The organism is Archangium lansingense, assembly GCF_026626635.1.
Classification (GTDB): Bacteria; Myxococcota; Myxococcia; order Myxococcales; family Myxococcaceae; genus Archangium; species Archangium lansingense.
This window is the reverse complement of sequence record NZ_JAPNKA010000001.1, coordinates 7,327,029-7,349,654: the sequence shown is the minus strand read 5'-3', so window position 1 is coordinate 7,349,654 and position 22,626 is coordinate 7,327,029. Positions and strand designations below refer to the sequence as shown.

The window sequence follows — 22,626 nt, the reverse complement described above, 5'->3', positions numbered from 1 at the left end:
TCATGAAGCTACGCCCCAGCCGGGGCGTAGCCGTAGAGAGAGAATCACCCCATGCAGGTATCTGTCAGAGAGCAACCCCGCCGCGCCAACGGCTTCGTGCAGGGCATGTCCATGTTGGTGATGGCGGCGATGGTCTGCCTGTCGCTGAAGCCCCTGTCGGCGGCAGCAGCGGCACGGCCGAACACGGGCGTACTGCCGGTCGTGGTGGGATCGCTACCGCCCGTTCAGTCGCGGGCGCCTGTGAGCGCCGTGACGACCGCGGATGACCAGTACGGTCAGGCCCTGGAGGATCTCAAGGAACTGGTGAGCGCCAAACCGGGGCAGCGCCAATCCGTGTCGGGCGCCGCCGGCCTCAGCACGAGTGGTGCGCAGCGGCGAGTCCAGTCGATCAGCGAAAAGATCCAGCAGCTGGAGAAGCTGGATGCGGCGGTGGATGCCTCGTTCGCGGAGGTCGGGAAGCGGCTCGACGACAAGAAGCTCTCGAAGGAGATCAAGGCGCGTCACCAGGCCGCTGAGCTGGCGTTCAAGCAGAAGCGGAAGGAGATGAAGCGCATCCTCGAGAAGTTCAAGGCCGCTGACGCTGCTGGCGATGAAGCCAAGCGAGCAAGAAGCCTCGAGGAACTCGGTAAGTTTCTTGCCGCCAACCAGCCGGGCAAGCGCCATAAGAAGTTGGATCCGAACAAGCTTCCGTGGCGGGTCTCGGATGGCAAGGCGCGTAAGCCAGCGAAATCCCCAGAGGCGTTCGCGCGATCGCTGGCCGGTTCGGACTCCACCTCGAGAACGGTCCTTGCTCCGGCGACTAGCGGCGATCTGTCCGCGACCGATGACGTGCAGATCACGCAGGCGGTCACTGATCTGGCTATCTCGCTCGGGAAGAACCCGGTGACGATCTACAACTGGGTGCGCAACAACATCGACTACATCCCCAGCTTTGGATCGATCCAGGGCAGCGACGCGACGCTCAGCAAGAAGCAAGGCAATGCGTTCGATACCGCTTCGCTTCTGATCGCCCTCTATCGCGCCAGCGGCATTCCCGCGCGTTACGTGTACGGAACCATCCAGGTCCCGGCGGATGCCGCGATGAATTGGGTGGGGGGAGGAGTCACGAAGCCGGAAGCCGCACAGCAGCTCTGGGCGCAGGGCGGCGTCCCCAATGTCGCACTGACGAATGCTGGCCGCATCACGCACATCGAACTTGAGCACGTGTGGGTCGAGGCCTGGGTGGACTTCGCTCCGTCCCGTGGACAGAAGCAGCATCAGGGCGACACCTGGGTGCCTCTGGACGCTAGCTTCAAACAATACACATTCAAGGAGGGCTTTGTCACCACAGCCAATATACCGATCAATGGGAGCGCCCTTGAGTCGGCGGTTCTCACCGGAGCTGTCGTGAATGAAGCGGAGGGGTGGATCCAGAATCCCAACGTAGCGGCCATTCAATCTGCCGGTGAGACGTATGTGAGCGATCTCAACAACTACGTTCAGCAGAGTAAGCCTAATGCGACCAACGGCGACGTGTTCGGATCGCATTCCATCATCAAGGATCATGCAGCGATTCTCGCCGCCTCTCTTCCATATAAGGCGATCGCCGTAGGTGCGAGGTACTCCGATCTACCATCGGCGCTCACTCAGAAGTTTCGGTACAAGATTTATGCGAATGACCTCGACCGCTCTACCGATAGCCCGATGCTCTCATTCGAGGAGAGCCTCCCCAATCTTGCTGGTCGCAAGGTGACGCTGTCCTATGTGGCGGCTTCGAATGCTGATCTGGCCTTTGTGGCAAGTCTCCTGCCATCTCCTCATGCCGATGGCAGCCAGCCGTCTGCAGAGGACTACGCAGCCTTGCGCTATCCGGCCTATTTGATTCGACTGAAGCCGGAGGTTCGCGTGGACGGTGTCGTTCGGGCGACCGGCGCGCCCGTCACCATGGGCACGGAATTGTTGTCGATAGGTGGGTTTACCGGTCTGGATCTGTCCTCGGGCTGGGATGAGACTTCGGACGCCCTGATCGCAGGTCAGGCCACGGCGATTGGCCTCAATATTCACGGCATTGACAAGCAGCAATTGGGCAAACTCAAGGCACGAATTGAGGCAACAAAGGCCAAGATTGACGGAGGCAATTTCAACGACTTGGCGGGTGAGTTCCTCGGTGGCGATCTGATGACGTTGACGATCTGGAGCTATTTCGCTGCGATCGATTACAGCGGAAGCACTACGCGAGCGACTTCCCGTATTATTGATTTGCCGGCACTTTCATTTGGCTTGGCGCACGCTGACGTGGATGTTGTGCATTCCTTTGGCATTGCCAGAAGTGCCAAGCCCTCAGGGATTTTGCTCGACATCGGTCATCTCAGGTACATCCGCTGGTCTATGGATGGCGATCGCAACGCCTGGGTTCGGTACAACCGCGCCATGGGTGAGATTGCGAGTACGATGGAGCATGTTGTCCCAGAACACCTATTCGTGGGCCCGCAGACACCTGGAGAAGCGATCTCCGCAGTCAAACTGCTCACGAAGGCGGTTGCTGCAGGCCAGCGCATCTACACGATCACCCGCGCGAATCTAGATGCAGTATTGCCGCAACTCACGCTTCGACCCGAAACGCTGGACGAAGTTCGCTCCGCGGTCGCCACCGGTAAGGAGGTTACCGTTCACCAGAGCCCGGTGGAGGTCAATGGCTGGTCGGGCACCGGATATATCGTCATTGATCCGGAAACCGGGGCGGGCGGCTATATGATCGAGGGTGGTGCGAATGGCGGAAAACTCCTGGCGTGGTTCGGAGGGTTCCTCATTGGCCTGTTTCACGGCTTGGTTCTCACGGCAATAATCAACGAGTTCATTATCCTGGCGGCTGCGTTGGGTCCAGCCGCAGCCGCATCAGCAATTATCTCTCTGGGCTGGCCGTTGATCGCTTTGGCCGCGGTGATGGCGATTGGTTTGGCCAGTTTTATTTACGCAAGTTCGTTCACTACGGACTTTGATACCATGTCATGTTTTACTGGCGGTTTCTCAACCGGGTTCGGTATTGGCTTGGCGAAGGCCAATGTTAGAGTGCTTGTGCAAAGGCTGATTGGTTTTATCACGGGGAGCGTTGTTGTGGGTAATGCATGGGTTTGGCAATGCAGAGATTGAGGCATAGCGCTGGATGGTGATGATGTTTGACTTGGCCAGTGTGCGTGTCTTCGTGTTTTGGGGCTTCGTGCCTCTCGTTGTTCCGTTCATCGCAACTGGCCTCGGAAGCGGCGAAAATCGCGTGGATCGGTTTTTCTATGGAAGTTGCGCGGCGTTGGAGTTCCTGCTGCTCAATTTCCTTCCGAGACGCGATTTGTCTCCAGGTCTGGCACTCGCGGCTACGCTCGCTTTCAGTGGTGTAGTCGCGATGGTCTACCTTGCGCTGGCCCGGTCAGCGCGGCGCTCGTGGATGGGCTTGCTCGTCGTGCTCGGTGTTGTTGATGTCGCTGCGCTCGTCGCGGTCTACCTCAGCATGGTTTTGAGCACTGGTGTCCTGGGGTTCTTGCTGCTGTTGGTGCTCACGACACTGGTTGTGGAGTCCGGTGGTGTCTGGATGGTTCGTCGTATGGGGCGAGCGCGCGACGCCAAGAAAGGTTAGGAAGGCAGGGGAGGGGACGAGCGCTCCTTTGACTCCAGGTCCCAGGTTGTGGGAAGTGACACCCACACTCCCCCCGTTGGAACCATGACGATGCTGCCCGAGTCCCCCAACACCCCCGCCGACCCTACGGCCACCCCCGTGCCCGCGCCGGCCCCCGCGCCCGCGAAGCTCACGGAGGTCTCCAGCCTCACGCTGGAGGGCCTCACCCGCTTCCTCACCGAGGAGCTGGGCGAGCGCGCGTTCCGTGCGGGGCAGCTCTACCGGTGGATGCACCAGCGCGGCGCCACGTCCTTCGAGGAGATGACGGACCTCTCCAAGGCCCTGCGCGAGAAGCTCAAGCAGCGCGCGGAGATCGTCCCCCTGGTGAAGGACCTCGAGCAGCGCTCGGTGGACGGCACCATCAAGTACCGCTGGAAGACCCGCGACGGCCGCTACATCGAGTCCGTCTACATGCCCTCCGAGGACCGCAAGACGCTCTGTGTGTCCACCCAGGTGGGCTGCGCCATGGCGTGCAGCTTCTGCATGACGGGCACCCTGGGGCTCAAGCGCAACCTCACCCCGGGGGAGATCGTCGCCCAGGTGCACGCGGTCAACCGCGAGGTGCGCAAGCTGGAGAACCTGGAGACCTACCGCCCGCTCTCCAACCTGGTCTTCATGGGCATGGGCGAGCCCCTGCACAACTTCGAGAACCTGAAGGCGGCGCTCTCCATCCTCCAGTCGGAGGAGGGGCCCAACTTCAGCCACCGCCACATCACCGTCTCCACGGTGGGTCTGGTGCCGATGATCGAGCGCTTCGGCCAGGAGACGGACGTGAAGCTCGCCATCTCGCTCAACGCGAGCACCGACGAGCAGCGCTCCAAGACGATGCCCGTCAACCGTAAGTGGAACATCGCGGCGCTGCTCGACGCCTGCCGCAAGTTCCCCCTGCGCCAGGGGCGCCGCATCACCTTCGAGTACGTCCTCCTGCAGGGCTTCAACGACAGCGACGAGGATGCCTACCGCCTCATCGAGCTGCTCAAGGACATCCCCGCCAAGGTCAACCTCATCCCCTACAACGAGAACCCCGGGCTGGGCTTCAAGACCACCATGGACGAGCGGGCCGAACGCTTCCGGGAACTCCTCTGTGACGGGCACGTGGCCGCCTTCATCCGGCAGAACCGGGGCCGTGATATTGCCGGTGCGTGTGGCCAGTTGGCCAACCGGGGCGGCGAAAATGCGTCGGAAACGACGCAAGACCCCGAGCTTCCTTGACAATCCGCTTGTGGCGGCGTTAAGAGCGCCCCCCTCCAAGCTGATCACCTTCTGTTTCACCTTCAGTTTTCACCTGGAGCATCAGAAATGGCCGTTGTTCTCCGTCTTGCCCGCGCGGGCGCCAAGAAGAAGCCGTACTACCACGTGGTGGCCACCGACTCCCGTAACCCCCGGGATGGCAAGTTCCTCGAGGCCGTGGGTTCCTACGACCCGAACCACAAGCCCGCCAAGGTGGAGTTCGACGAGGCCCGCCTGGAGCACTGGCTCAAGTCCGGCGCGCTGCCCTCCGACACCGTGGGCGAGCTGATCAAGCGCCACAAGCGCGCCGCCCCCGTCGCCAAGCCCGCCTAGTCTTCTCGCAGGCTGAGCGGACAGCGTGGAGCAGCTCATCATCTATCTCGCGCGGGCCCTGGTCGATCAACCAGACCAGGTGAGCCTGCGCGCGTCCGACGTGGAGGGGGCCCGGCTCTATGAGCTGAAGGTCGCCCCCGAGGACGTGGGTAAGGTCATCGGCCGTGATGGGCGCACTGTGGGTGCCCTCCGGACGTTGCTCGGCGCCGCGGCCCAGAAGCAGGGCCAGAAGGTTCGTCTGGAGATCCAGGACGACCGGCGTCAGCCACCCCAGGCCGCGACCCCCACGCCCCCCACCACCCCCGAAGGCCAGTGACGCTCAAACCCCATCTCGAGCTGGGCTATGTGGCCCGTGCCCATGGACTCCAGGGCGAGGTGGCCGTCCGCGCCTTCGATCCGGCGTCCGAGACGCTCGACCATGTCGAGCGCGTGCTCGTGCGTCCACGTTCCGGCTCGGAGCGTGTCCTGCGCATTGTCTCCGTGCGGCCCACGCCCAAGGAGACCCTCGTGGTCTTCGAGGACGTGAAGGGCCGCACTGCCGCCGAGGCGCTGGTGGGGGCCACCGTGCTCGCCTTCCGGGAGGACCTCGAGCCACCCGCCGAGGACGAGTACTTCCAAGGCGACCTGGTGGGGCTCACCGCCGTGGACGAGGCCGGCAACGTGCTCGGCCGCGTGGAGGAACTCTGGGAGACGGGCGAGGTGCCCAATCTCGTCATCCGCGCCGAGGGCAGGGAAGAGCTGGTGGTGCCCTTTGTCGACGACTTCGTTCCCACCGTGGACATCCCCGGCGGCCGGCTCGTGGTGAGGCCTCCGGAGTACCTGGAGGCGGGAGCCGGGAAGCCTGAAGGGGAGTCGGAAGGGGGCGAGGACTGATGTACCCCGTGGAGGTGCTGACCCTCTTCCCCGACAGCGTCTCGGGCTACCTGGGCGCGAGCATCCTCGGGAAGGCCCAGGAGAAGGGGCTGCTCGGCGTCACCGTCACGCACATCCGTGACTACGCCGAGGGCAAGCACCGCGTCACCGACGACACGCCCTATGGGGGTGGTGCCGGCATGGTGATGAAGCCGGAGCCATTGGTGGCCGCCATCGAGGCCGCTCGGGCCCGGATTCCCGCGGGGGCGAAGGTGCTGCTCATGAGCCCTCGGGGCCCCGCGTTCACCCAGGTGCGGGCGCGCGAGCTGGCGAAGGAGCCGGGGCTGATCCTCGTCTGCGGCCGCTACGAGGGCGTGGACGAGCGCGTCATGCCGTACCTGGATGGGGAGGTGTCCCTGGGGGACTTCATCCTCACCGGGGGCGAGGTGGCCGCCCTGGCCGTGGTGGATGCCGTGGCCCGGCTGCTGCCGGGAGTGCTGGGCAACGAGGTCTCCAGCGTCACGGAGAGCTTCGAGGAGGGCCTGCTGGAGCACCCCCACTACACCCGGCCCCCGGTCTTCCGCGGCGCCGAGGTGCCTGCCGCCCTCCAGTCCGGAGACCATGCGCGCATTGCCCGCTGGCGCCGCTGGAAGGCCCTGCAGCTCACCCGGGAACGACGCCCGGACCTGTATGCCCGCCTGGAGTTCGGCAAGGCGGACTTGAAGTTGTTGTCCAAGAAAGAGGAGGAGCTGTAGCCCCTCCATCCGTTTCCGGGCCACGGGTCGGTGTTTTGCGGGCTTGTCCGACCCCCGGCTCTCTGCTAGTACGGCCCGCTCTCAGTTTTCGTACCCCGAGTCTGAGCTTTACTTGGAGTCAGTCATGCGTCGCAGCGCCATCGAGTACGTGGAGGCCAAGCACCTCCGTAAGGACGTCACCGAGTTCCGTACCGGTGACTCGGTTCGAGTCCACTGGAAGGTCAAGGAGGGCGACAAGGAGCGCGTGCAGGCCTTCGAGGGCGTCGTCATCCGTAAGACGAAGGGCCACAACCGCGCCACCTTCACCGTCCGCAAGGTCTCCTTCGGCGTGGGCGTGGAGCGCATCTTCCCGGTGCACAGCCCGCGCTACGAGAAGATCGAGGTCCTCACCCGCGGCAACGTGAACCGCAACCGCCTCTTCTACCTCCGCGCCCTCAAGGGCAAGGCCTCCCGCGTGGAGAGCCAGGAGGACGCGGAGATGCGTCGCGCCGCCGCGAGCCACGCCGCCAAGACGGCCGCCAAGACGGCCGCCAGCTAGTCTCCGGTCGCCTGGTTGCCTGCCGGTCCTCTGGGGCCGGTGCCTTTTTGGGGAGCGTCCTTATGAGGACGCTCCCTTTTTTCATGCTCATGCGCGCTAGAATGGGGGGCGCATGCACTTCGTCGAGGTCGCCGTCCAGAACGTCCGGGGTTTCTCTCCGGCGGGCCGTTTCGCCCTGAAGACCGGGTATCTGGTCCTCAAGCCCCCTACTGCGGAGCTGAGCCCGCTGGCGGGGCTGTCGCTCGCGCTGCTCTACGCGGATGGTCGGGGCGGTGATGCCGCGCTGGCTGCCACTACGCAGAAGGCGGGCAAGGCCGCGCTCACCTTGGTGGGGCAGGACTCCGTCACCTACCGCGTGCTGCGCGAGCTGGGTGGAGGTGGCTCGCTGCACCGGCTCAACCCGGCCACGAAGCAGCCGGAGCTGGTGAGCCAGGACACCGCCGAGGCGAACCAGTTCCTCCGCGGCCAGGTGGGCCTGCCGCCGCGCACCACCTTCGAGCAGCTCTTCTGTCTCCAGGCGGCGCAGCTGCCCTCGCGCCGGCCTCGTGGCGCTGGCCGCCCGGCCTCCACGTCGGGCCTGCGCGCGCACTCGTCTCCGGGCATGCACCCGTCGTCTCCTGGCATGCCCGCGATGCGCTCTCCGACATCTCCGGGCATGCACCCGTCGTCTCCCGGCATGTCCATCTCCTCTCCGGGAGTGTTGCCCGCTTCCGACATCCCCGCCGCCGAGGCGAAGGTGCGGGAGCTCGAGAAGGAGCTCGTGTTCTGCAGGGAGGTGGACAACCTCCAGTTCGAGGTGGACGGGCTCAACTCCCAGGTCTTCGATCTCGAGTCGAAGCTGCGCGGCACCGACGGACTCAAGGAGAAGCTGCGCCAGGCGGAGGAGGCCTGGAACGCCGAGCCCACGCCCGAGTCGATGGGCCTGCCCCAGGACATCGTGGCTCGCGCGGAGCGCTACCCGAGGACCCTGGCCCGCCGTGACGAGGCGATGGCGCGGCTGCAGTCCGAGCGCGAGGTGGCCGACGAGGAGGCACAGCGTCTGCCGGACGTGGAGCCGCTCGTGCGCAACCGCAACTTCTGGATCGCCGTGGGCGTGGGCGTGGCGTGCTTCGTCGCCGGCCTCTTCCCCAAGGACTGGGTCCGGTACGTGGCGCTGCTGGACATCCCCGCCTTCGGCTTCGCCGCGGTGCTCGCCATTCGTTACGTGGACGAGCTGCAGGACAAGGACCGGTTGAGCCGCCGGGGCGAGATGTTCACCGTGCGCGAGAAGAAGATCCTCGAGGAGTTCGAGGCCGAGGCCGGGCCGGTGCGCAAGGCGCTGGAAGTGTTCGATGTGGACACGCCCAAGGACATTCCGCCTCGCCTGCAGCGGCGAGAGCAGCTCGGCGCCGAGGTGGCCCAGCTGCGCGCCCAGCTCGTCTCCATGGAGAAGCACCCGGAGTTCATGGAGGCCGCTCACCAGCTTCCGGTGCTCCGCCAGCAGATCGAGCTGCTCAACGCGAAGATCTCGGAGAAGGGCGCCTTCGTGCGCGACGTGCGCGAGGTGGAGCGGGAGCTTGCGCGGCTCAAGGAGTCCATCGCGCTCGCGCGCAACCCGCAGATGGCCGCCATGGGTATGCCGGGTGCCGATGTGGCCGGTGGCAGCATGGAGCCGCTGGAGGATCCGGCGCCCATGGTGCTGAGCCTGGCGGGGGATCTGCTCGCCACGGATGTGCCCGCGGTCATCGGGATGATGCGCGAGCGGTGCGTGCAGTACTTCAGCGCCCTCACGGAGCGCCGCTACGCCAGCGTCGAGTGGGACAGGGATGGACGGACCATGGTGGTGACCTCCTCGGGCCGCCGTATGCCCGTGGGCGAGCTGCCTCCTCGCGAGGTGGACCTGTTCTTCCTGAGCCTCCGGCTGACGGTGGTGGAGAAGGTGAGCGCCCGGGTGAAGCTGCCGCTGCTCGTGGAGGACGCGCTGGTCGGTCTGGACGAGTCCCGACTGCCGCTGCTGGGGCGGATGCTCAAGCACCTGGGGACGCTGACGCAGGTGCTGCACGTCACCCCGCATCCCGGCCTCGCGCAGCTGTCGGACGGGCCTGTCAATCTGTAGTGCGCGCCATGGCGTGAGGGGCCTCTACGGTGGGGGCCCGGGAGGGGGATGGGATGGGACGGGGAGGGGCAGGGGTGGATCGCAAGGAGTACGGGGACGAGGGCGAGGCAGAGGCGGTGCGCTTCCTGGAGGCTCGGGGCTACCGGGTGCGCGCGCGCAACTTCTACTGCCGCTACGGGGAGCTGGACGTGGTGGCCGAGCACGGGGGCACCGTCTGTTTCGTGGAGGTGCGGATGCGCTCCACGGCGGTGTGGGGAGATCCTTCCCACACGGTGTCCTTCGCCAAGCAGCGCAAGGTGGTAAAGGCCGCGCTGCATTACCTCCTGGCCCACGGGTTGCGGGACAGGATGATCCGTTTCGATGTCATCTCGGTGGTGGGCCGCGGCGAGCGCGCGACGGTGGAGCATCTGCCGGGCGCCTTCGACGCCGGTATGTGAGGCACGGAAATGGCTGGGACGCTTTATCTGGTGGCCACGCCCATCGGGAATCTGGGGGACATCTCTACGCGCGCCCTGGAGACGCTGCGGGCGGTGTCCTTCGTGGCGTGCGAGGACACGCGGCACTCGCGGGTGCTGTTGGATCATTTCGGCATCTCCGCGGACACGGTGAGCCTGCCGGCTTTCGCCGAGGGCCAGCGCGCCGGCCGCATCCTGGATCGGCTCGAGGCCGGGGAGGACTGTGCGCTGGTGACGGACGCGGGCAGCCCGGGGATCAGCGATCCCGGGGAGAAGCTGGTGGCCGAGGCGATTGAGCGCGGGGTGAAGGTGGTGCCGGTCCCGGGCCCCACGGCGCTGGTGGCGGCGTTGAGTGCCTCGGGGTTGCCCACCGGGCGCTTCCACTTCCTGGGCTTCCTGCCGCGCAAGGGTCCGGAGCGCCAGGCCATGCTGGAGGAGGTGGCGCCCCTGTCGGCCACGGTGGGGATCTACGAGTCCCCGCGCCGGCTGGCTGAGACGCTGACGGACTTGAAGGACGCGCTGGGAGACCGGCGCGCGGTGGTGGCGCGGGAGCTGACCAAGGTGCACGAGGAGTTCGTGCGCGGCACGCTGTCGGCGCTGGCAGAGCGCTACGCGGCCGAGGAGCCCCGAGGCGAGGTGGTGGTGCTGGTGGAGGGACGCACCGGAGAGCGGCGCTGGTCCGAGGAGGAGCTACAGCGCGCGCTGGAGGAGGGGCTCGGGCGAGGCGAGAAGCTCAAGGCGCTCAGCACCGAGCTGGCTCGCCGCGCGGGTTGGTCCGGGCAGGACGTGTACCGGTTGGGGCTCGGACTCAAGAAGCGGTGACGACCCTCACCCCAACCCTCTCCCAGAGGGAGAGGGGGCCTGCACGGGTGAGAAACCAGGTTAGAACCGCAGGGTGGCGGTCAGATCCAGGCGGAAGTCCTTGCTCTCGGTGGCGAAGAAGCGCCGCGAGACGAAGTCCGTGCGGTAGTCGAAGTTCGGGTTGAGCTCCGCCGGGTTCCCCGTGATGTCCACCGAGCCGTTGCCGTCCAGGTCCTTGCCGATCTTCTCGTCGGTGAGGAGGTGGTCCGTGTTGTACAGGAACATGCCCGAGCCCCGGACGGACAGGATGTCGGAGATCTCGGCCGTCACGGCGAGCTGGCCGCCAATCTGCACGTAGTCCCCGGTGGCGAGCAGCTTGCGCAGCGTGCCACTCAGCTCGTTGTAGTAGCGGCCCTCGGACACGTAGTTGCTGATGGCCCGCAGGTCCATCTTGAACTTGCGCGTGGGCTGGTCGAGCACCTGGAACTCGGAGCCGAACATCACTCCAGCCACGTGCGGCGCCTGGATGCCCGTCTCCTTGCGATCCCACCCCGGCAGACCGCAGTTCTCCGGATGTCCGAGGTTCTGCGGAATCGTGTTCGGGTTGTTGCAGTTGGTCCAGGCGCCCGGGCCGCGCACGGGGACGGTGTAGTGCATCTTGAAGTACGGCTCCGCCAGGCCGATCTGCCGCGAGAGCGCCGTGGACACCGTGTACTTGTGCACTCGGTCACCGACGGCCCTGCCCCGAGCTTCCGTGGTCGTCTCCACGGACGGATCGAGCAGCGGGGCCGTGGGCGCCTCGTAGTCCAGTCCCACCACCCACGTGGGCTTGGTCTCGTCCTTGCGCTGGTTGAAGATGGACCACGCGAACCCGAAGCGCATGTTGCCCAGCGCGCCGCCGCGGTACGTCGCCGCGGGCACGTTGAAGAGCGGCACCGTGCCCGCGCCCGTGGCCGGGTTGCAGCCAGTGTTAGTTGGCGTGCCGTTGGCGTTCACGCAGTTGTTGATGATGGTGGAGTTGCTCGCGTTCGTGCCCGACACGTAGTCCCAGGACTCGTCCTGGAAGAGCACCACGGGCAGCCCGAACGACAGCTCCACGTCCTGGGCGATGCCAAAGGCCACGTCCATGTTCAGGCGCGTATCGAAGCTCTTGTACCAGAGCTCGCTCTGGTACTGACGCGTCCCGCCCGTCTCCAGGGGCAGCGCCTCGCGGACGATCTTCGTGCGTCGCCGCGAGTGCTCGATACCCACGTCGATGAACATCCCGAATGGATCCTCGTCCTCGAAGGACGAAGCGACTCGGGTGACATCCGCAGCAGTGGCGACGAACGGCGTACCCAGCGTCAGCGCGGCGACTACGGCGCGAAGCCTAGACATCCGACCTCCGGAACCCCTCCCGCGGGACCGACCCCATGACGTCTAACCCTCGGGAAACGTTGAGAAATTATCCCGAGGACGCTAGACGCCGGAGGCAGGGGTGTCAAGAAACGGATGGCTTCAGCCGCCGGCGACTGGGGTGCCGAGCAGCCCATCCTGCCGGCGCACCTCGGCCTCGAAGGCCGCGCGATGCGACGCCGCGAGCGAGCGCCGGTAGGTGCGGTGGCTCTCGTACGGATCCAGCACGCGCTCATTGGTGGCCTCGAGCTGGTAGTGCAGGTGGGGCGCGAAGGAGCGGCCACTGTTGCCGCTGCGGCCCAGCACGGCGCCCACGTTGAAGCGGTCGCCCACCTTGAGCGAGCGCGGCAGCTCGTCCATGTGCAGGAAGAGGGCGCGGCGGTGCTTCCCCCCCACCTCCTCCAGCTCGACGCAGTTGCCGTTGAAGCGGAAGCTCCAGTTCTTGCGGCGGACGATGCCGGTGAAGGGCGCCTTCACCGGGGTGCCCACGGGCGTCTTGAAGTCCACGCCCTTGTGTCGGCGGCCATCGCGCAGCAGCGACGTCACCTGCTCGTAGTCCTCCAGGGGCGAGTTCTCCAGGCGCAGCTCCAGCTCCTCGCCACTGGGCAGGTAGTAGCGGGGGTTCTTGTCGCCCTCGGGCTGGAAGCGGTAGGTGCGGTGCGTCTGGCCCGTCTTGTTGCTGGTGAAGCGCACCGCGTGCACGAGGGGCTCCTCGTTGGGGCGCACCTCGTAGAGGACGTCGAGGCTATCTCCGCGACGGAGATCACCCGGCACGTCCACCCACCACACCAGCGTGCGCGTCACCACCTGAGCGAGCGCGGGGCCCACCGAGGGGCCGGCGGCGGCGGTGACGGCCGTCTCCATCGGCCCGTCAATGCGGATGAAGGCGCGGGACAGCCCGGCGGCCGAGAGTGGATCCACGGGAGCGGCCGCGGTCGGAGCGGCGGCGGGGGCACCGGAAGGCGCGGCGGAAGGAGGAGTGGCGGTGGAGCCGGCCTCTCCGGGACCCTGAGCCACGGGCGCGGTGGCGGCGTTCTGCTCCGCCGTGGCGGGGGGCGTCTCCGAGACCAGTCGCTGCTTCCACCACCACACGCCTCCGGCGCTCAGGCCGAGCAGCAAGGAGACGACCATCACCGGACCTACAGGGCTTTTCTTCGGCTGTGGTCCGAGGGTGGGAAGAGGCGGCCGCATTCAGGCTCCCAGAGGGGAAAAGGGTTGTGGCCGGGACCGAACCGACGGTTTCGCGGCGATATTTCGCCGTCCCGGTGTCACTCGTCGAGGGCTTCGTCCCGCCCGTCCGGAGGAGTGGTGTCGCGTAGTCCGAATTCCTTCATCTTCGTCTGAAGGGACTTGCGGCTGATCTGCAGCAGCCTGGCGGCCCGAGTGACGTTGCCGCCCGTCTCCTCCAAGGCCTTGGTGATGAGGTCCTTCTCGAGCTCGGCCGCCTTCATGCGGACGATGTCCTTGAGGCCGCCCTCGCCCGTCGAGGCCTCCAGGTGAGCGGCCGAGAGGGCAGGTGCTGCCGTGGCCGGACCCTGGCGCACCGGCTCCGGGAGATCCTTCGCGGTGATGAAGGGCCCGTCGGCGAAGAGCAGTACGCGCTCGATGAGGTTCTCCAGCTCGCGGATGTTGCCGGGCCAGCTGTAGGCCTGCAGCAGCGCCATGGCGTCGTCGGAGATGCCCTCGATCTTCTTGTTGAGCTTGCGGTTGTACTTCTCCACGAAGTGCCCGGCGAGCGTGGGGATGTCCGCGCGGCGCTCGCGCAGCGGCGGAAGCACGATGGGCACCACCGCCAGCCGGTAGTACAGATCCTTGCGGAAGCGCCCGGTCTCGATCTCCGCCTGCAGATCGCGGTTGGTGGCGGCGATCAGGCGCACGTCCACGCGCGTCGTCTTGATGCCACCCACGCGCTCGAACTCGCCCTCCTGCAGGGCGCGCAGCAGCTTCACCTGCATCTCGACGGGGATCTCGCCGATCTCATCGAGGAAGAGGGTGCCCCCGTCGGCCAGCTCGAAGCGGCCGGGCTTGGAGGTGACGGCGCCCGTGAAGGCCCCGCGCTCGTAGCCGAAGAGCTCGGACTCGAGGAGGTTGTGGGGGATGGCGGCGCAGTTGATCTTGATGAACGGCTTGTCGCGGCGGCTGGAGGCGCCGTGCAGGGCCGAGGCGATGAGCTCCTTGCCAGTGCCGCTCTCGCCGTTGATGAGGACGGTGGAGGGGGTGTCCGCCACCTTGTCGATGATCTTGAAGACCTCTTGGAGCTGCGGCGACTCACCGATGATGGCGGCGCGGGCCTTGGCGTCGGCGCGCACCGAGCGCTGGGCGACGTCGTGCGCCTTGGCGGCCTTGGCGATGACGGCCGACAGCTCCGCCTGATCGAAGGGCTTGGTGATGTAGTCGAAGGCGCCGGCCTTGATGGCCTCGACGGCGGAGTCGACGGTGCCGTGCGCGGTGATGATGATGACGGGCACGTCGGGGTTGGCGGCGTTGACCGAGCGCAGAACCTCCATGCCACCGGCCTTGGGCATGACGAGGTCCGTCACCACGATGTCCGCGCCATTCTTGTTGAACTCGGCGAGTCCCTGCTCGCCATCCACCGCGACGGTGACGTCAAAGCCGTCACGGCGCAGGATGGCGGCGAGCACCTTGCGGAGGTTCGCCTCGTCGTCGATGACCAGAATCTTCGCCATGGGGGCTGGCGGGGGCTCCGTGGGGCTAGCCGCGGCTCGGCGCGGATTCCAGGGTGCAGATGGAGTCGGGGTGCTTGATGCGGAGGATCAGCGACTCCAGCACGCGGAAGGGGTGGTTCATCCGCGAGGCGCCCAGATAGGCGGCGACCATGTCCATGGCCACCGCGAGATCCATGTTCTCGCGGCCGGTGGAGACGATCACGCCCGAGTCGCCGCGCAGCCGGTTGGACTGGAAGACGCCGTCCGAGGCGAGCTGACGGATGGTCTCGATCTCCAGCACGCCCGTCTTCTCGAAGATGCGGTGCAGCAGCGAGTAGAGGCGGGGCGAGAGAACGACGGCATAGGGGCCGTAGTGGCCCGACTCATTGAGCCGGCGGGTGGCCTCGACGATGGCCAGGTAGCCGGCACCGGGGGTGGTCCAGTCGCCGAGCGGCACGGTGAGGCGGCCGGTGGCGTTCATCAGCCCCTCGTGGCCGAGCTTGGGGTCACCGTAGAAGATGAGCTCGTCTTCCTGCTGGGCACACAGGGCGGCGGCGCCGGCGGCGGCGGAGACGTCCAGGGGCATGTTGTGCAGGCGCGCGGCCTCGATGTCGCGCCAGTGCAGCAGGAAGTCCTTGTAGATGATGGGGATCGTCTTGAACTTGCGCGCGTCGGTGAAGACGGAGGCCGTCTCCTGCTCGCCGACGATGTCCACCGCGCCCGGGCTGACGCCGGTGTACTCGTCATGGGGGACAGTCTGCACGCCGGCACCCAGCGGGCCGTAGATGTCCAGGATGCGACGGCCGACGAGCGAGCGGCGGGCGACCTGGATGACGGTCTCGTTGAGGCGGGCCCACTCGTCCTCGCGCAGTGGGTTCTCGGCATGTCCAAGGAAGTCAGGCATGGGGACGCTCCAGGGGAGGTACGGAGTCAGCGGCTGCGCCGCAGCGAGCCGACGGTCAAGGGTTGGGCGCCCGGGCTGGGCGGCGGGGCAGGCACGCCATACAGGATGCGCTCGGGTTGAACGAGGCCAGGAGGCGGCTCGGCCTGGCCATTGGCATTGCGTCCGCCACGGGCCGGGCCTCGGGGAGCGGGCTCGGACGGAGCCGCCGGAGACGGAGCCGCCGCGGCGGGAGCAGGGGCCGGGGCGGGTGACGGCTTGCCCTCGATGGCGCCCTGGAAGTGGCCCGTGGTGACGGGCTTGGCGAAGTGGGCTTCCTGCCCCGCGTCGAGCATGCGAAGCATGTGGACGGCCTCGGCCACGTGCTCCTTCTCCTCTGCGGCCAGGTGCAGGAAGAAGTCGCGCAGCTCTGGGGTGGAGGCTACACGGGCATGGGCCTCGTACTCGTTGATGGTCTCCAACTCGCGCGCCAGGACCTGGCGGACGAGCGCCACATCGGTCGAGAGGTCTTTCTCTGGGGGAGCGGCCATGCGAGCGCTGACCATTGCGGCCTGCAGGGGTAACCGTCAAGGGAAACCATGGGACGGGAGTTCACGCTTCAAGCAGGTGAACGCTCCGCATAGAGTGATTGCCCTCTCGTGACCGTTCCCGCTCCTCGCTCCGGCCTTCCTCCCGTTCCTGAACCTCGGCCCGTCTCCCCAGGGCCGCGAGCCCGAGGCGGAGGCGCGCTGTTTGTCGCGATGGGCATCTTCGCCTCGCGCTTGATGGGACTGGTGCGCGAGCGCTTCTTCGCGCACTACCTGGGCAACGGGATGGCCGCCGCCGTGTTCAAGGCGGCCCTGCGCATTCCCAACTTCCTGCAGAACCTCTTCGGCGAGGGCGTGCTCTCCGGCTCGTTCATCCCCGTATATGCGGGCTTGTTGGGGAAGGGGGACACGAAGGAGGCGGATCGGGTCGCGGGAGCGGTGTTCGGACTGCTCGCGCTGGCCACCAGCGTGATGGTGGCGGTGGGCATGCTCGCCACCCCGTTCTTCGTGGACACCATCGCTCCGGGCTTCGAGGGCGAGGCGCGGACAATGGCCATCCAGCTCGTCCGTATCCTCTTTCCAGGCACGGGCATGCTGGTGCTGTCCGCATGGTGCCTGGGCGTCCTTAACAGCCACCGGAAGTTCCTCTTGTCGTACCTGGCTCCGGTGGTGTGGAACCTGGCCATCATCGCCACGCTGGTGGTGGCGGGCCTGCGCGGGCTGCCCGAGGAGCGGCTGGTGGTGGTGCTCTCCTATGGTGTGGTGGCGGGCTGCCTGTTGCAGTTCGGGGTGCAGGTGCCGTCGGTGCTGCGGGTGCTCGGCGGCTTCCGGCCCACCCTGTCCACGGCCAGCGAGTCCGTGCGCCAGGTGCTGCGCAGCTTCGGCACGGTGGTGATTGGCCGTGGCGTGGTGCAGGTGAGTGCCTACGTAGACACGTCCTATGCGTCGCTCATCGCGGACCGGGCGCTGTCCACGCTGACGTACGCCCAGACCATCTACCTCATCCCGGTGAGCCTCTTCGGGATGTCCATCTCCGCGGCCGAACTGCCGGAGATGTCGCGCACAGCGGGATCGGGGGAGGAGGTGGCCGCGAAGCTGCGCACGCGCCTGGAGGCGGGAGCGCGCCGCATCGCCTTCTTCGTGGTGCCCTCGGCGGCGGCGCTGCTCTTTATTGGTGACGTGGTGGCGGGCGGGCTGCTGCAGACGGGCCGCTTCACCGCCGCGGACACGCGCTACCTCTGGTACCTGCTGATGGGCTCGGCGGTGGGCCTGGTGGCCTCTGCGCTGGGTCGGCTGTACGCCTCGGCCTTCTACGCCCTGAAGGACACCCGGACGCCGCTGCGCTTCGCGGTGGTGCGGGTCGGCCTGGGTGCCGCGGCGGCCTGGTTCCTGGCCCTGCGGCTGCCGGGGCTGGTGGGGCTGCCGGAGCACCTGGGGGCGGTATTTCTCACGGTGACGAGCGGGCTGGTGGCCTGGTTCGAGGCGCAGATGCTGCGGCGGGCCCTCGCGGGGCAGATTGGCCACGTGGGGGTGCCCGGGGCGCTGCTGTTCAAGCTGTGGGGCGCGGGGCTCGCGGCGGGACTGACGGGGCTGGGCATCAAGCTGGCGCTGGCGCGGGTGCTGGGGCCCATGCCCGGAGTGGAGGCGGAGTGGGGTGGACGCCTGCTTGCCCCGCCACACCTACACCCGATCGTCCTCTTCCTGGCGGTGGTCCTGCCCTTTGGGGCGGTCTACTTCGGAGTCACGGGGGCCCTGGGCATCCCCGAGGCGAAGGCCGTGTTCCAGCGGGTGCTCCGGCGCAAGCCCGCCCGCTGACCCGCGCTCCCTGCTCTCCCTCGCCCTCCGGGAGAGGGGCGGGGTGAGGGTATCTCGCCCCCCAGGTTGTCCCCGTGGCAGGCCCCCTCTCCCTTTGGGAGAGGGTGGGGGGTGAGGGTTTCCCCTCAGGTGGACCCGTGTCCAGTTTCAGCCATGGCTCCATGCAGGCAGGAGCAGGCGGGCATGCCCGTGTCTCCCGCCGGGGAGGATGGGACATGCGACGTGTCGCGTTATGGAGAGGTTTCGGGCGCGCTTGATAGAAGATGACCACATGCGTCTTCCGTCCAAGCACGGCGCGTGTGTAGAGTGCGCCGCCTTTTTACCAGCCTGGGGGTACGGTCCCCCGACGCTGGATTCCAGATTTCGTTCAGGAAGGTCCTGGCAGTGAGCGACGAGAAGAACGGTTCCGTTGGTTCTGGTGGCGGTGGCGGTCCTGGGGGGTTTGGTCCCAAGAAGCCCAAGGCCACCTTTGGCGACGTGATGCTCGGCATCCCGGCGGGCCGTGGCGGCGAGCGCGAGGAGCGCGGCAGCCGTGACCGGGACCGCGGGTCGGATCGCCCGCGTGGCGAGCGTGAGCCCCGTCCGGCGAAGCCGGAGGGTGAGGCGGGGGCGCAGCAGGCTGCCCCCAGCGAGGGTGAGCGCCGTCCGCGCGGTGACCGCGGCGGTGACCGCGGCGGCAAGGGTGGCGGCGACCGGGGTGGCAAGGGTGGTGGCGACCGCGGTGGCAAGGGGGGCGGCGAGCGCCGGCCCCAGGGCCCCATGGTCGTCGTGAAGCGCGCCTCGGGTGCGGTGGAGACGCGTGGCCCGGTGACTCCGTCCCCGGCGTCGACCGCTCCGGCCGAGCCCGCGGCAGAGGCTTCGGCCCCGGTGGAGCCGACCGCTCCAGCGGCTTCCGCGGCTCCGGCCCCCAAGGCGCCTCCCACGCCGGCGCCCAGCAGCGCGCTGTACGAGGAGGTCGCCGAGTCCCAGTCCTTCGCCGAGATGTTCGAGGCGCAGCAGAAGGACGGCGGGGTTCCGGGCCGCCGCGCGGTGCGCGTGGGCGAGAAGGTGTCGGGCACGATCTTCCAGCTCGGCGCGGACACGGCCTTCGTGACGCTGTCCAATGCCAAGAGCGAGGCGATGATCGAGCTGCGCGAGCTCAAGGACGACGAGGGTGTGCTGCGCTACGGCGTGGGTGACACCATCGAGGCGCACGTCATCGAGGCAGGCGCCCGGGGCATCCTGCTCAGCCGCGCGCTGGCCAAGGGCAGCGCCAACATGGCGATGCTGGCCGAGGCCCGCGCCTCCGGCATGCCGGTGGAGGGCATGGTCCTCTCGGTGAACAAGGGCGGTGTGGAGGTGGCGATCGGCGACGTGCGCGCCTTCTGCCCCATCAGCCAGCTCGACATCCGCTTCGTGGAGAAGCCGGATCAGTTCATCGGCGAGAAGCTCACCTTCCGCGTCACCGAGGTGCGTGACCGCAACGTGGTGCTCTCGCGCCGCTCCCTGCTCGAGGACGAGCAGCGCAAGCTGGCGGCCAAGACGCGCGAGACCCTCGCCGAGGGTAAGGTGGTCAAGGGCAAGGTCACCGGCGTGCGTGACTTCGGCGCCTTCGTGGACCTGGGCGGAGTCGAGGGCATGATCCCCGTCTCCGAGATGTCCTACATGCGCGTGGCGCACCCGAGTGACGTGGTGAAGCAGGGCGACGATGTGGAGGTGGAGATCCTCCGCATGGAGCCCGCGCAGCCCAACTCGCCGGACAAGAGCAAGCACAAGGAGCGGATCACCCTCTCCATGCGTGCCCGCCAGGAGGATCCCTTCAAGACGGCGCTCGCGGAGATCAAGGAGGGCGACCGGCTGCAGGGCAAGGTGGTGCGGCTGCAGCCCTTCGGCGCCTTCGTGGAGCTGCGTCCGGGCGTGGACGGCCTGGTGCACATCTCCGCGCTGTCCGAGCGCCGCATCGCGCACCCGCGCGACGTGGTGCAGGTGGGCGAGGCCATCTGGGTGCAGGTGGAGAAGATCGAGCCTGCCGACAAGCGCATCGGTCTGCGCCGGATCACCGAGGAGGAGGCCCAGCGCCCCGCCGAGGAGCGTCCGGCCCCGGCCGCTGCCCAGGAGAAGAAGCCCGCCGAGCCCGCGGTGCCTCGCCCGAAGGTGGGCCAGGTGGTGGTGGGCAAGGTGGACCGCATCGAGCCCTACGGTGTGTTCCTCGTGTTCCCGGGTGGCAAGGGTCTTATTCCCGCCTCCGAGACGGGCACCGAGCGCGGCACGGATCTGCGCAAGAAGTTCTCGCTCGGCCAGGAGTTGAAGGTGGCCCTGGTGGACATCGACGCTTCCGGGAAGGTCCGTCTCTCCATCACCGCCGCTGAGCGGGCCGAGGAGCGCGCCGAGGTCGAGGCGTGGACCAAGAGCCAGCAGCCGGTGGGCGGTGGCAAGAAGGGACTCGGCACCTTCGCCGATCTGTTCAAGAAGTCGGGCAAGTAACGCCCGTCTCACTGTGCGTACGGGAGGCGCGGGGAATTGAGAGCGCGCCTCCCGCTGTTTCAGGAAAACAGTTGACGGTACAGGGGGAGGGCGGTACTTAGCCTCCCGCTTCGACGCCGCGGGGTGGAGCAGCCTGGTAGCTCGTCGGGCTCATAACCCGAAGGTCGCAGGTTCAAATCCTGCCCCCGCAACTTCAGACAGGCCAGAGACCCTGTCAGAAATAGATGACAAGGTCTCTGGTGTTTGACATAGAGCCGCAAACGATATCGCGGGGTGGAGCAGCCTGGTAGCTCGTCGGGCTCATAACCCGAAGGTCGCAGGTTCAAATCCTGCCCCCGCAACTCGTGGATGGGGCCCCGCTGGTGATGAGCCAGCGGGGCTTTATCGTCGCAAGTCATAGGATGTGTGGTGTTGGTGTAGAGCCATGTCGCGGGGTGGAGCAGCCTGGTAGCTCGTCGGGCTCATAACCCGAAGGTCGCAGGTTCAAATCCTGCCCCCGCAACTCGAAGAAAACGAAGCCCCGCCGGTGATGAGCCGGCGGGGTTTTGTCGTTTCTGGGCTCTTGTGCGGCGCGGGCCACACCACTTTCGGAGTCACCTGTATGGAGGTGACGTTTCCGGTGGGGGTGGTTAGATTTGGCCCGATGAACCGGAAGCACGGTGGCCGAGAAGAAAGCGAGCCGGCACTGAGGGCGGAGCTCCGGGCCCGGCTGGAGTCCTGGCCCCGGGAGCGGCTGCTCGACTTCGCCGTGGAGCGGTTGCTGGCGGAGCCGGAGCTGCGGCGGGTCCTTGCCGGGCAGCGGGTCCCCATTGCCGCCGATGCGGCCTTGTCCCAACGCTTGCGGCGGGCCATCGATGAGGCGGTGGGGGTTCGGTACGTCGATTGGCGCGAGCTCCCCAGCTACATCGGCCGGTTGGAGCGGTTGCTCGGAGACATCCGCTCCTTCGCCGAGGGCTATCCGGCGGAGGGAGTGGCGGTGCTCCGCTACTTCGTGAAGGTCCTTCCCCGGGTGTTCGACAGCATCGCGGACGAGGACGAGCTGGCGCTCTTCTGCTCGCAGCTCGCGAGGGTGGCGCTGGGGCTGGCGGCGAGAGTGGCGGGAGCGGCGCGCGTGGTGGCGGAGGAACTGCTCGCGGCCTGGCTCGCCGACGAGCATGGTCGCTTCTCGGAAGTCCCCGAGCTGCTGGTGGAGGCGGAGCTGGCGGCGGACGTGCGGCGGGAAGTGGCCGCGGCGGCCGAGGCGCTCGCCCTCCAGGCGGCACGCAAGGACAGCCACAAGTCGCGCGAGCTGGGCTCCCTGGCGGCTCGGCTTCGGTAGATGGCCCCGTGCACCTTACGTGCGGCGCTCGCGGTGCTCCTCGAGGTACGCCGCGAAGCCCGCCTTGGACTGGATGCGGAACTCGGGCAGTCGCGCGAGTGCCTCCGGCTCGAACGCGTACTGCTCGCACACGAGGCTCGCCCGCAGTGCGCCCTCCGGACCCCCGGTGAAGGGCTGCACCTCGTGCGTCAGGTCTCCCCGGAAGTGCACCAGCATCCCTGGCCTCGGCCGCACCTCGCCCGACGGCTGCGCTCCACGCGAGAGCACCAGCGCGCCTCCCTTCACGCCCTCGGGCACGTTCAGGTAGAGCACGCTCACGTGCTCGGGCGTCGCTCCCGGGACTCCGCTCGGCTCTTGCAGCGTCGCGTCGATGTGCCGGCCCACGCCTCGCCCGGGCTCCAGCAACAGCAGGTTCACATAGAAGGCGTTTGGCCTCCGCCGCTCCTTCTTCGGACCGAAGAGCCGCTCCCGCCAGGGCAGCAGTCCCCGCGCGCTCGCCGGGTCCATCACCAGCGCCAGGTAGTCCCGGAGGAATGGGAAGCGCTCCTCCAGCTTCGCCCGCCCTGCCTCCGTGAAGATGAGCGCGAAACCCCGGCTGCTCTGGAACGTCCCCATCAGCGGGCTCCGCGCCACGAAGCGCGAGGAGAGCAGGGCCTCCCGCAGGGCCTCCAGCTTCTCCGCGGTCATGGCTTCACGGTGGGTGACGAACTCGCTCACGCGCCGCAGCTTAGCGGGTTCAGGCCGGGGTTCCTGGAACGAAGGCACGGCACGCTGCCAGGCAGGCCCCCTGTTTCTTCGTTGCTCCCGTTACCACCTTCAGTCAGTAGCAGGTCACG

20 protein-coding genes and 3 tRNA genes are annotated in these 22,626 nt (G+C 67.3%); 17 read left to right on the top strand and 6 right to left on the bottom strand.

From position 1 onward, the window contains the following. Positions 1-51: 51 nt before the first annotated feature. From OV287_RS29425 to rsmI, 11 genes are all read left to right on the top strand, one after another. On the top strand, positions 52-3,129 hold the full coding sequence (locus OV287_RS29425) for a transglutaminase domain-containing protein (protein WP_267537367.1): 3,078 nt from the start codon (positions 52-54) through the stop codon (positions 3,127-3,129). 13 nt (positions 3,130-3,142) lie between these two features. Continuing rightward, on the top strand, positions 3,143-3,607 hold the full coding sequence (locus OV287_RS29420) for a hypothetical protein (protein ID WP_267537366.1): 465 nt from the start codon (positions 3,143-3,145) through the stop codon (positions 3,605-3,607). Between the two features lie 90 nt (positions 3,608-3,697). After that, positions 3,698-4,858: a dual-specificity RNA methyltransferase RlmN gene (gene rlmN, locus OV287_RS29415; RefSeq protein WP_267542438.1), complete on the top strand. Its 1,161-nt coding sequence runs from the start codon at positions 3,698-3,700 to the stop codon at positions 4,856-4,858. A gap of 87 nt (positions 4,859-4,945) precedes the next feature. Continuing rightward, positions 4,946-5,209 (top strand): 30S ribosomal protein S16, encoded by a 264-nt coding sequence (gene rpsP, locus OV287_RS29410; protein ID WP_267537365.1) that lies wholly within the window; start codon positions 4,946-4,948, stop codon positions 5,207-5,209. Positions 5,210-5,234: 25 nt separating this feature from the next. Beyond that, a complete protein-coding gene (locus OV287_RS29405) occupies positions 5,235-5,525 on the top strand; it encodes a KH domain-containing protein (protein ID WP_267537364.1) in 291 nt (96 codons plus the stop codon). After that, positions 5,522-6,082, top strand: coding sequence for a ribosome maturation factor RimM (gene rimM, locus OV287_RS29400; protein WP_267537363.1), 561 nt, complete (start codon positions 5,522-5,524; stop codon positions 6,080-6,082). Before OV287_RS29405 ends, rimM begins: the two co-directional genes overlap by 4 nt. After that, positions 6,082-6,816: a tRNA (guanosine(37)-N1)-methyltransferase TrmD gene (trmD, locus tag OV287_RS29395; protein WP_267537362.1), complete on the top strand. Its 735-nt coding sequence runs from the start codon at positions 6,082-6,084 to the stop codon at positions 6,814-6,816. Before rimM ends, trmD begins: the two co-directional genes overlap by 1 nt. Positions 6,817-6,940: 124 nt before the next feature. After that, complete coding sequence (gene rplS / locus OV287_RS29390) at positions 6,941-7,354, top strand: 50S ribosomal protein L19 (RefSeq protein ID WP_267537361.1); 414 nt, start codon at positions 6,941-6,943, stop codon at positions 7,352-7,354. A 112-nt stretch (positions 7,355-7,466) separates the two neighbouring features. Beyond that, a complete protein-coding gene (locus tag OV287_RS29385; RefSeq protein WP_267537360.1) occupies positions 7,467-9,449 on the top strand; it encodes an ATP-binding protein in 1,983 nt (660 codons plus the stop codon). Positions 9,450-9,502: 53 nt separating this feature from the next. Then, positions 9,503-9,886: a YraN family protein gene (locus OV287_RS29380; protein WP_267537359.1), complete on the top strand. Its 384-nt coding sequence runs from the start codon at positions 9,503-9,505 to the stop codon at positions 9,884-9,886. A gap of 9 nt (positions 9,887-9,895) precedes the next feature. Continuing rightward, positions 9,896-10,726 (top strand): 16S rRNA (cytidine(1402)-2'-O)-methyltransferase, encoded by an 831-nt coding sequence (gene rsmI, locus OV287_RS29375; protein ID WP_267537358.1) that lies wholly within the window; start codon positions 9,896-9,898, stop codon positions 10,724-10,726. Positions 10,727-10,786: 60 nt separating this feature from the next. On the opposite strand, the gene OV287_RS29370 is transcribed toward rsmI, so the two are convergent. The 5 genes from OV287_RS29370 to encB all read right to left on the bottom strand — a co-directional run bounded on the left by OV287_RS29370 (position 10,787) and on the right by encB (position 16,197). Beyond that, on the bottom strand, positions 10,787-12,082 hold the full coding sequence (locus tag OV287_RS29370; RefSeq protein ID WP_267537357.1) for a hypothetical protein: 1,296 nt from the start codon (positions 12,080-12,082) through the stop codon (positions 10,787-10,789). Between the two features lie 120 nt (positions 12,083-12,202). Beyond that, positions 12,203-13,231 (bottom strand): M23 family metallopeptidase, encoded by a 1,029-nt coding sequence (locus OV287_RS29365; protein ID WP_267537356.1) that lies wholly within the window; start codon positions 13,229-13,231, stop codon positions 12,203-12,205. A 137-nt stretch (positions 13,232-13,368) separates the two neighbouring features. Continuing rightward, on the bottom strand, positions 13,369-14,787 hold the full coding sequence (locus OV287_RS29360) for a sigma-54-dependent transcriptional regulator (RefSeq protein WP_267537355.1): 1,419 nt from the start codon (positions 14,785-14,787) through the stop codon (positions 13,369-13,371). 25 nt (positions 14,788-14,812) lie between these two features. Further along, positions 14,813-15,670 (bottom strand): family 1 encapsulin nanocompartment shell protein, encoded by an 858-nt coding sequence (locus OV287_RS29355; RefSeq protein ID WP_267537354.1) that lies wholly within the window; start codon positions 15,668-15,670, stop codon positions 14,813-14,815. 26 nt (positions 15,671-15,696) lie between these two features. Beyond that, on the bottom strand, positions 15,697-16,197 hold the full coding sequence (gene encB, locus OV287_RS29350) for an encapsulin nanocompartment ferritin-like cargo protein EncB (RefSeq protein ID WP_267537353.1): 501 nt from the start codon (positions 16,195-16,197) through the stop codon (positions 15,697-15,699). Between the two features lie 210 nt (positions 16,198-16,407). Between encB and murJ the strand changes: the two genes are divergently transcribed. The 6 genes from murJ to OV287_RS29320 all read left to right on the top strand — a co-directional run bounded on the left by murJ (position 16,408) and on the right by OV287_RS29320 (position 21,790). Then, positions 16,408-18,009 (top strand): murein biosynthesis integral membrane protein MurJ, encoded by a 1,602-nt coding sequence (murJ, locus tag OV287_RS29345; protein WP_267537352.1) that lies wholly within the window; start codon positions 16,408-16,410, stop codon positions 18,007-18,009. Between the two features lie 384 nt (positions 18,010-18,393). Further along, positions 18,394-20,472, top strand: coding sequence for a S1 RNA-binding domain-containing protein (locus OV287_RS29340; protein ID WP_373371846.1), 2,079 nt, complete (start codon positions 18,394-18,396; stop codon positions 20,470-20,472). A gap of 117 nt (positions 20,473-20,589) precedes the next feature. Beyond that, a tRNA-Met gene (locus OV287_RS29335) sits at positions 20,590-20,663 on the top strand. Positions 20,664-20,739: 76 nt separating this feature from the next. After that, positions 20,740-20,813, top strand: a tRNA-Met gene (locus OV287_RS29330). Between the two features lie 87 nt (positions 20,814-20,900). Then, positions 20,901-20,974 (top strand) — tRNA-Met (locus OV287_RS29325). A gap of 141 nt (positions 20,975-21,115) precedes the next feature. Continuing rightward, a complete protein-coding gene (locus tag OV287_RS29320; RefSeq protein WP_267537351.1) occupies positions 21,116-21,790 on the top strand; it encodes a hypothetical protein in 675 nt (224 codons plus the stop codon). 15 nt (positions 21,791-21,805) lie between these two features. Here the strand turns inward: OV287_RS29320 and OV287_RS29315 are convergent, their stop codons facing one another. Beyond that, a complete protein-coding gene (locus tag OV287_RS29315) occupies positions 21,806-22,507 on the bottom strand; it encodes a 2OG-Fe(II) oxygenase (protein ID WP_267537350.1) in 702 nt (233 codons plus the stop codon). Between the last annotated feature and the right edge of the window lie 119 nt (positions 22,508-22,626).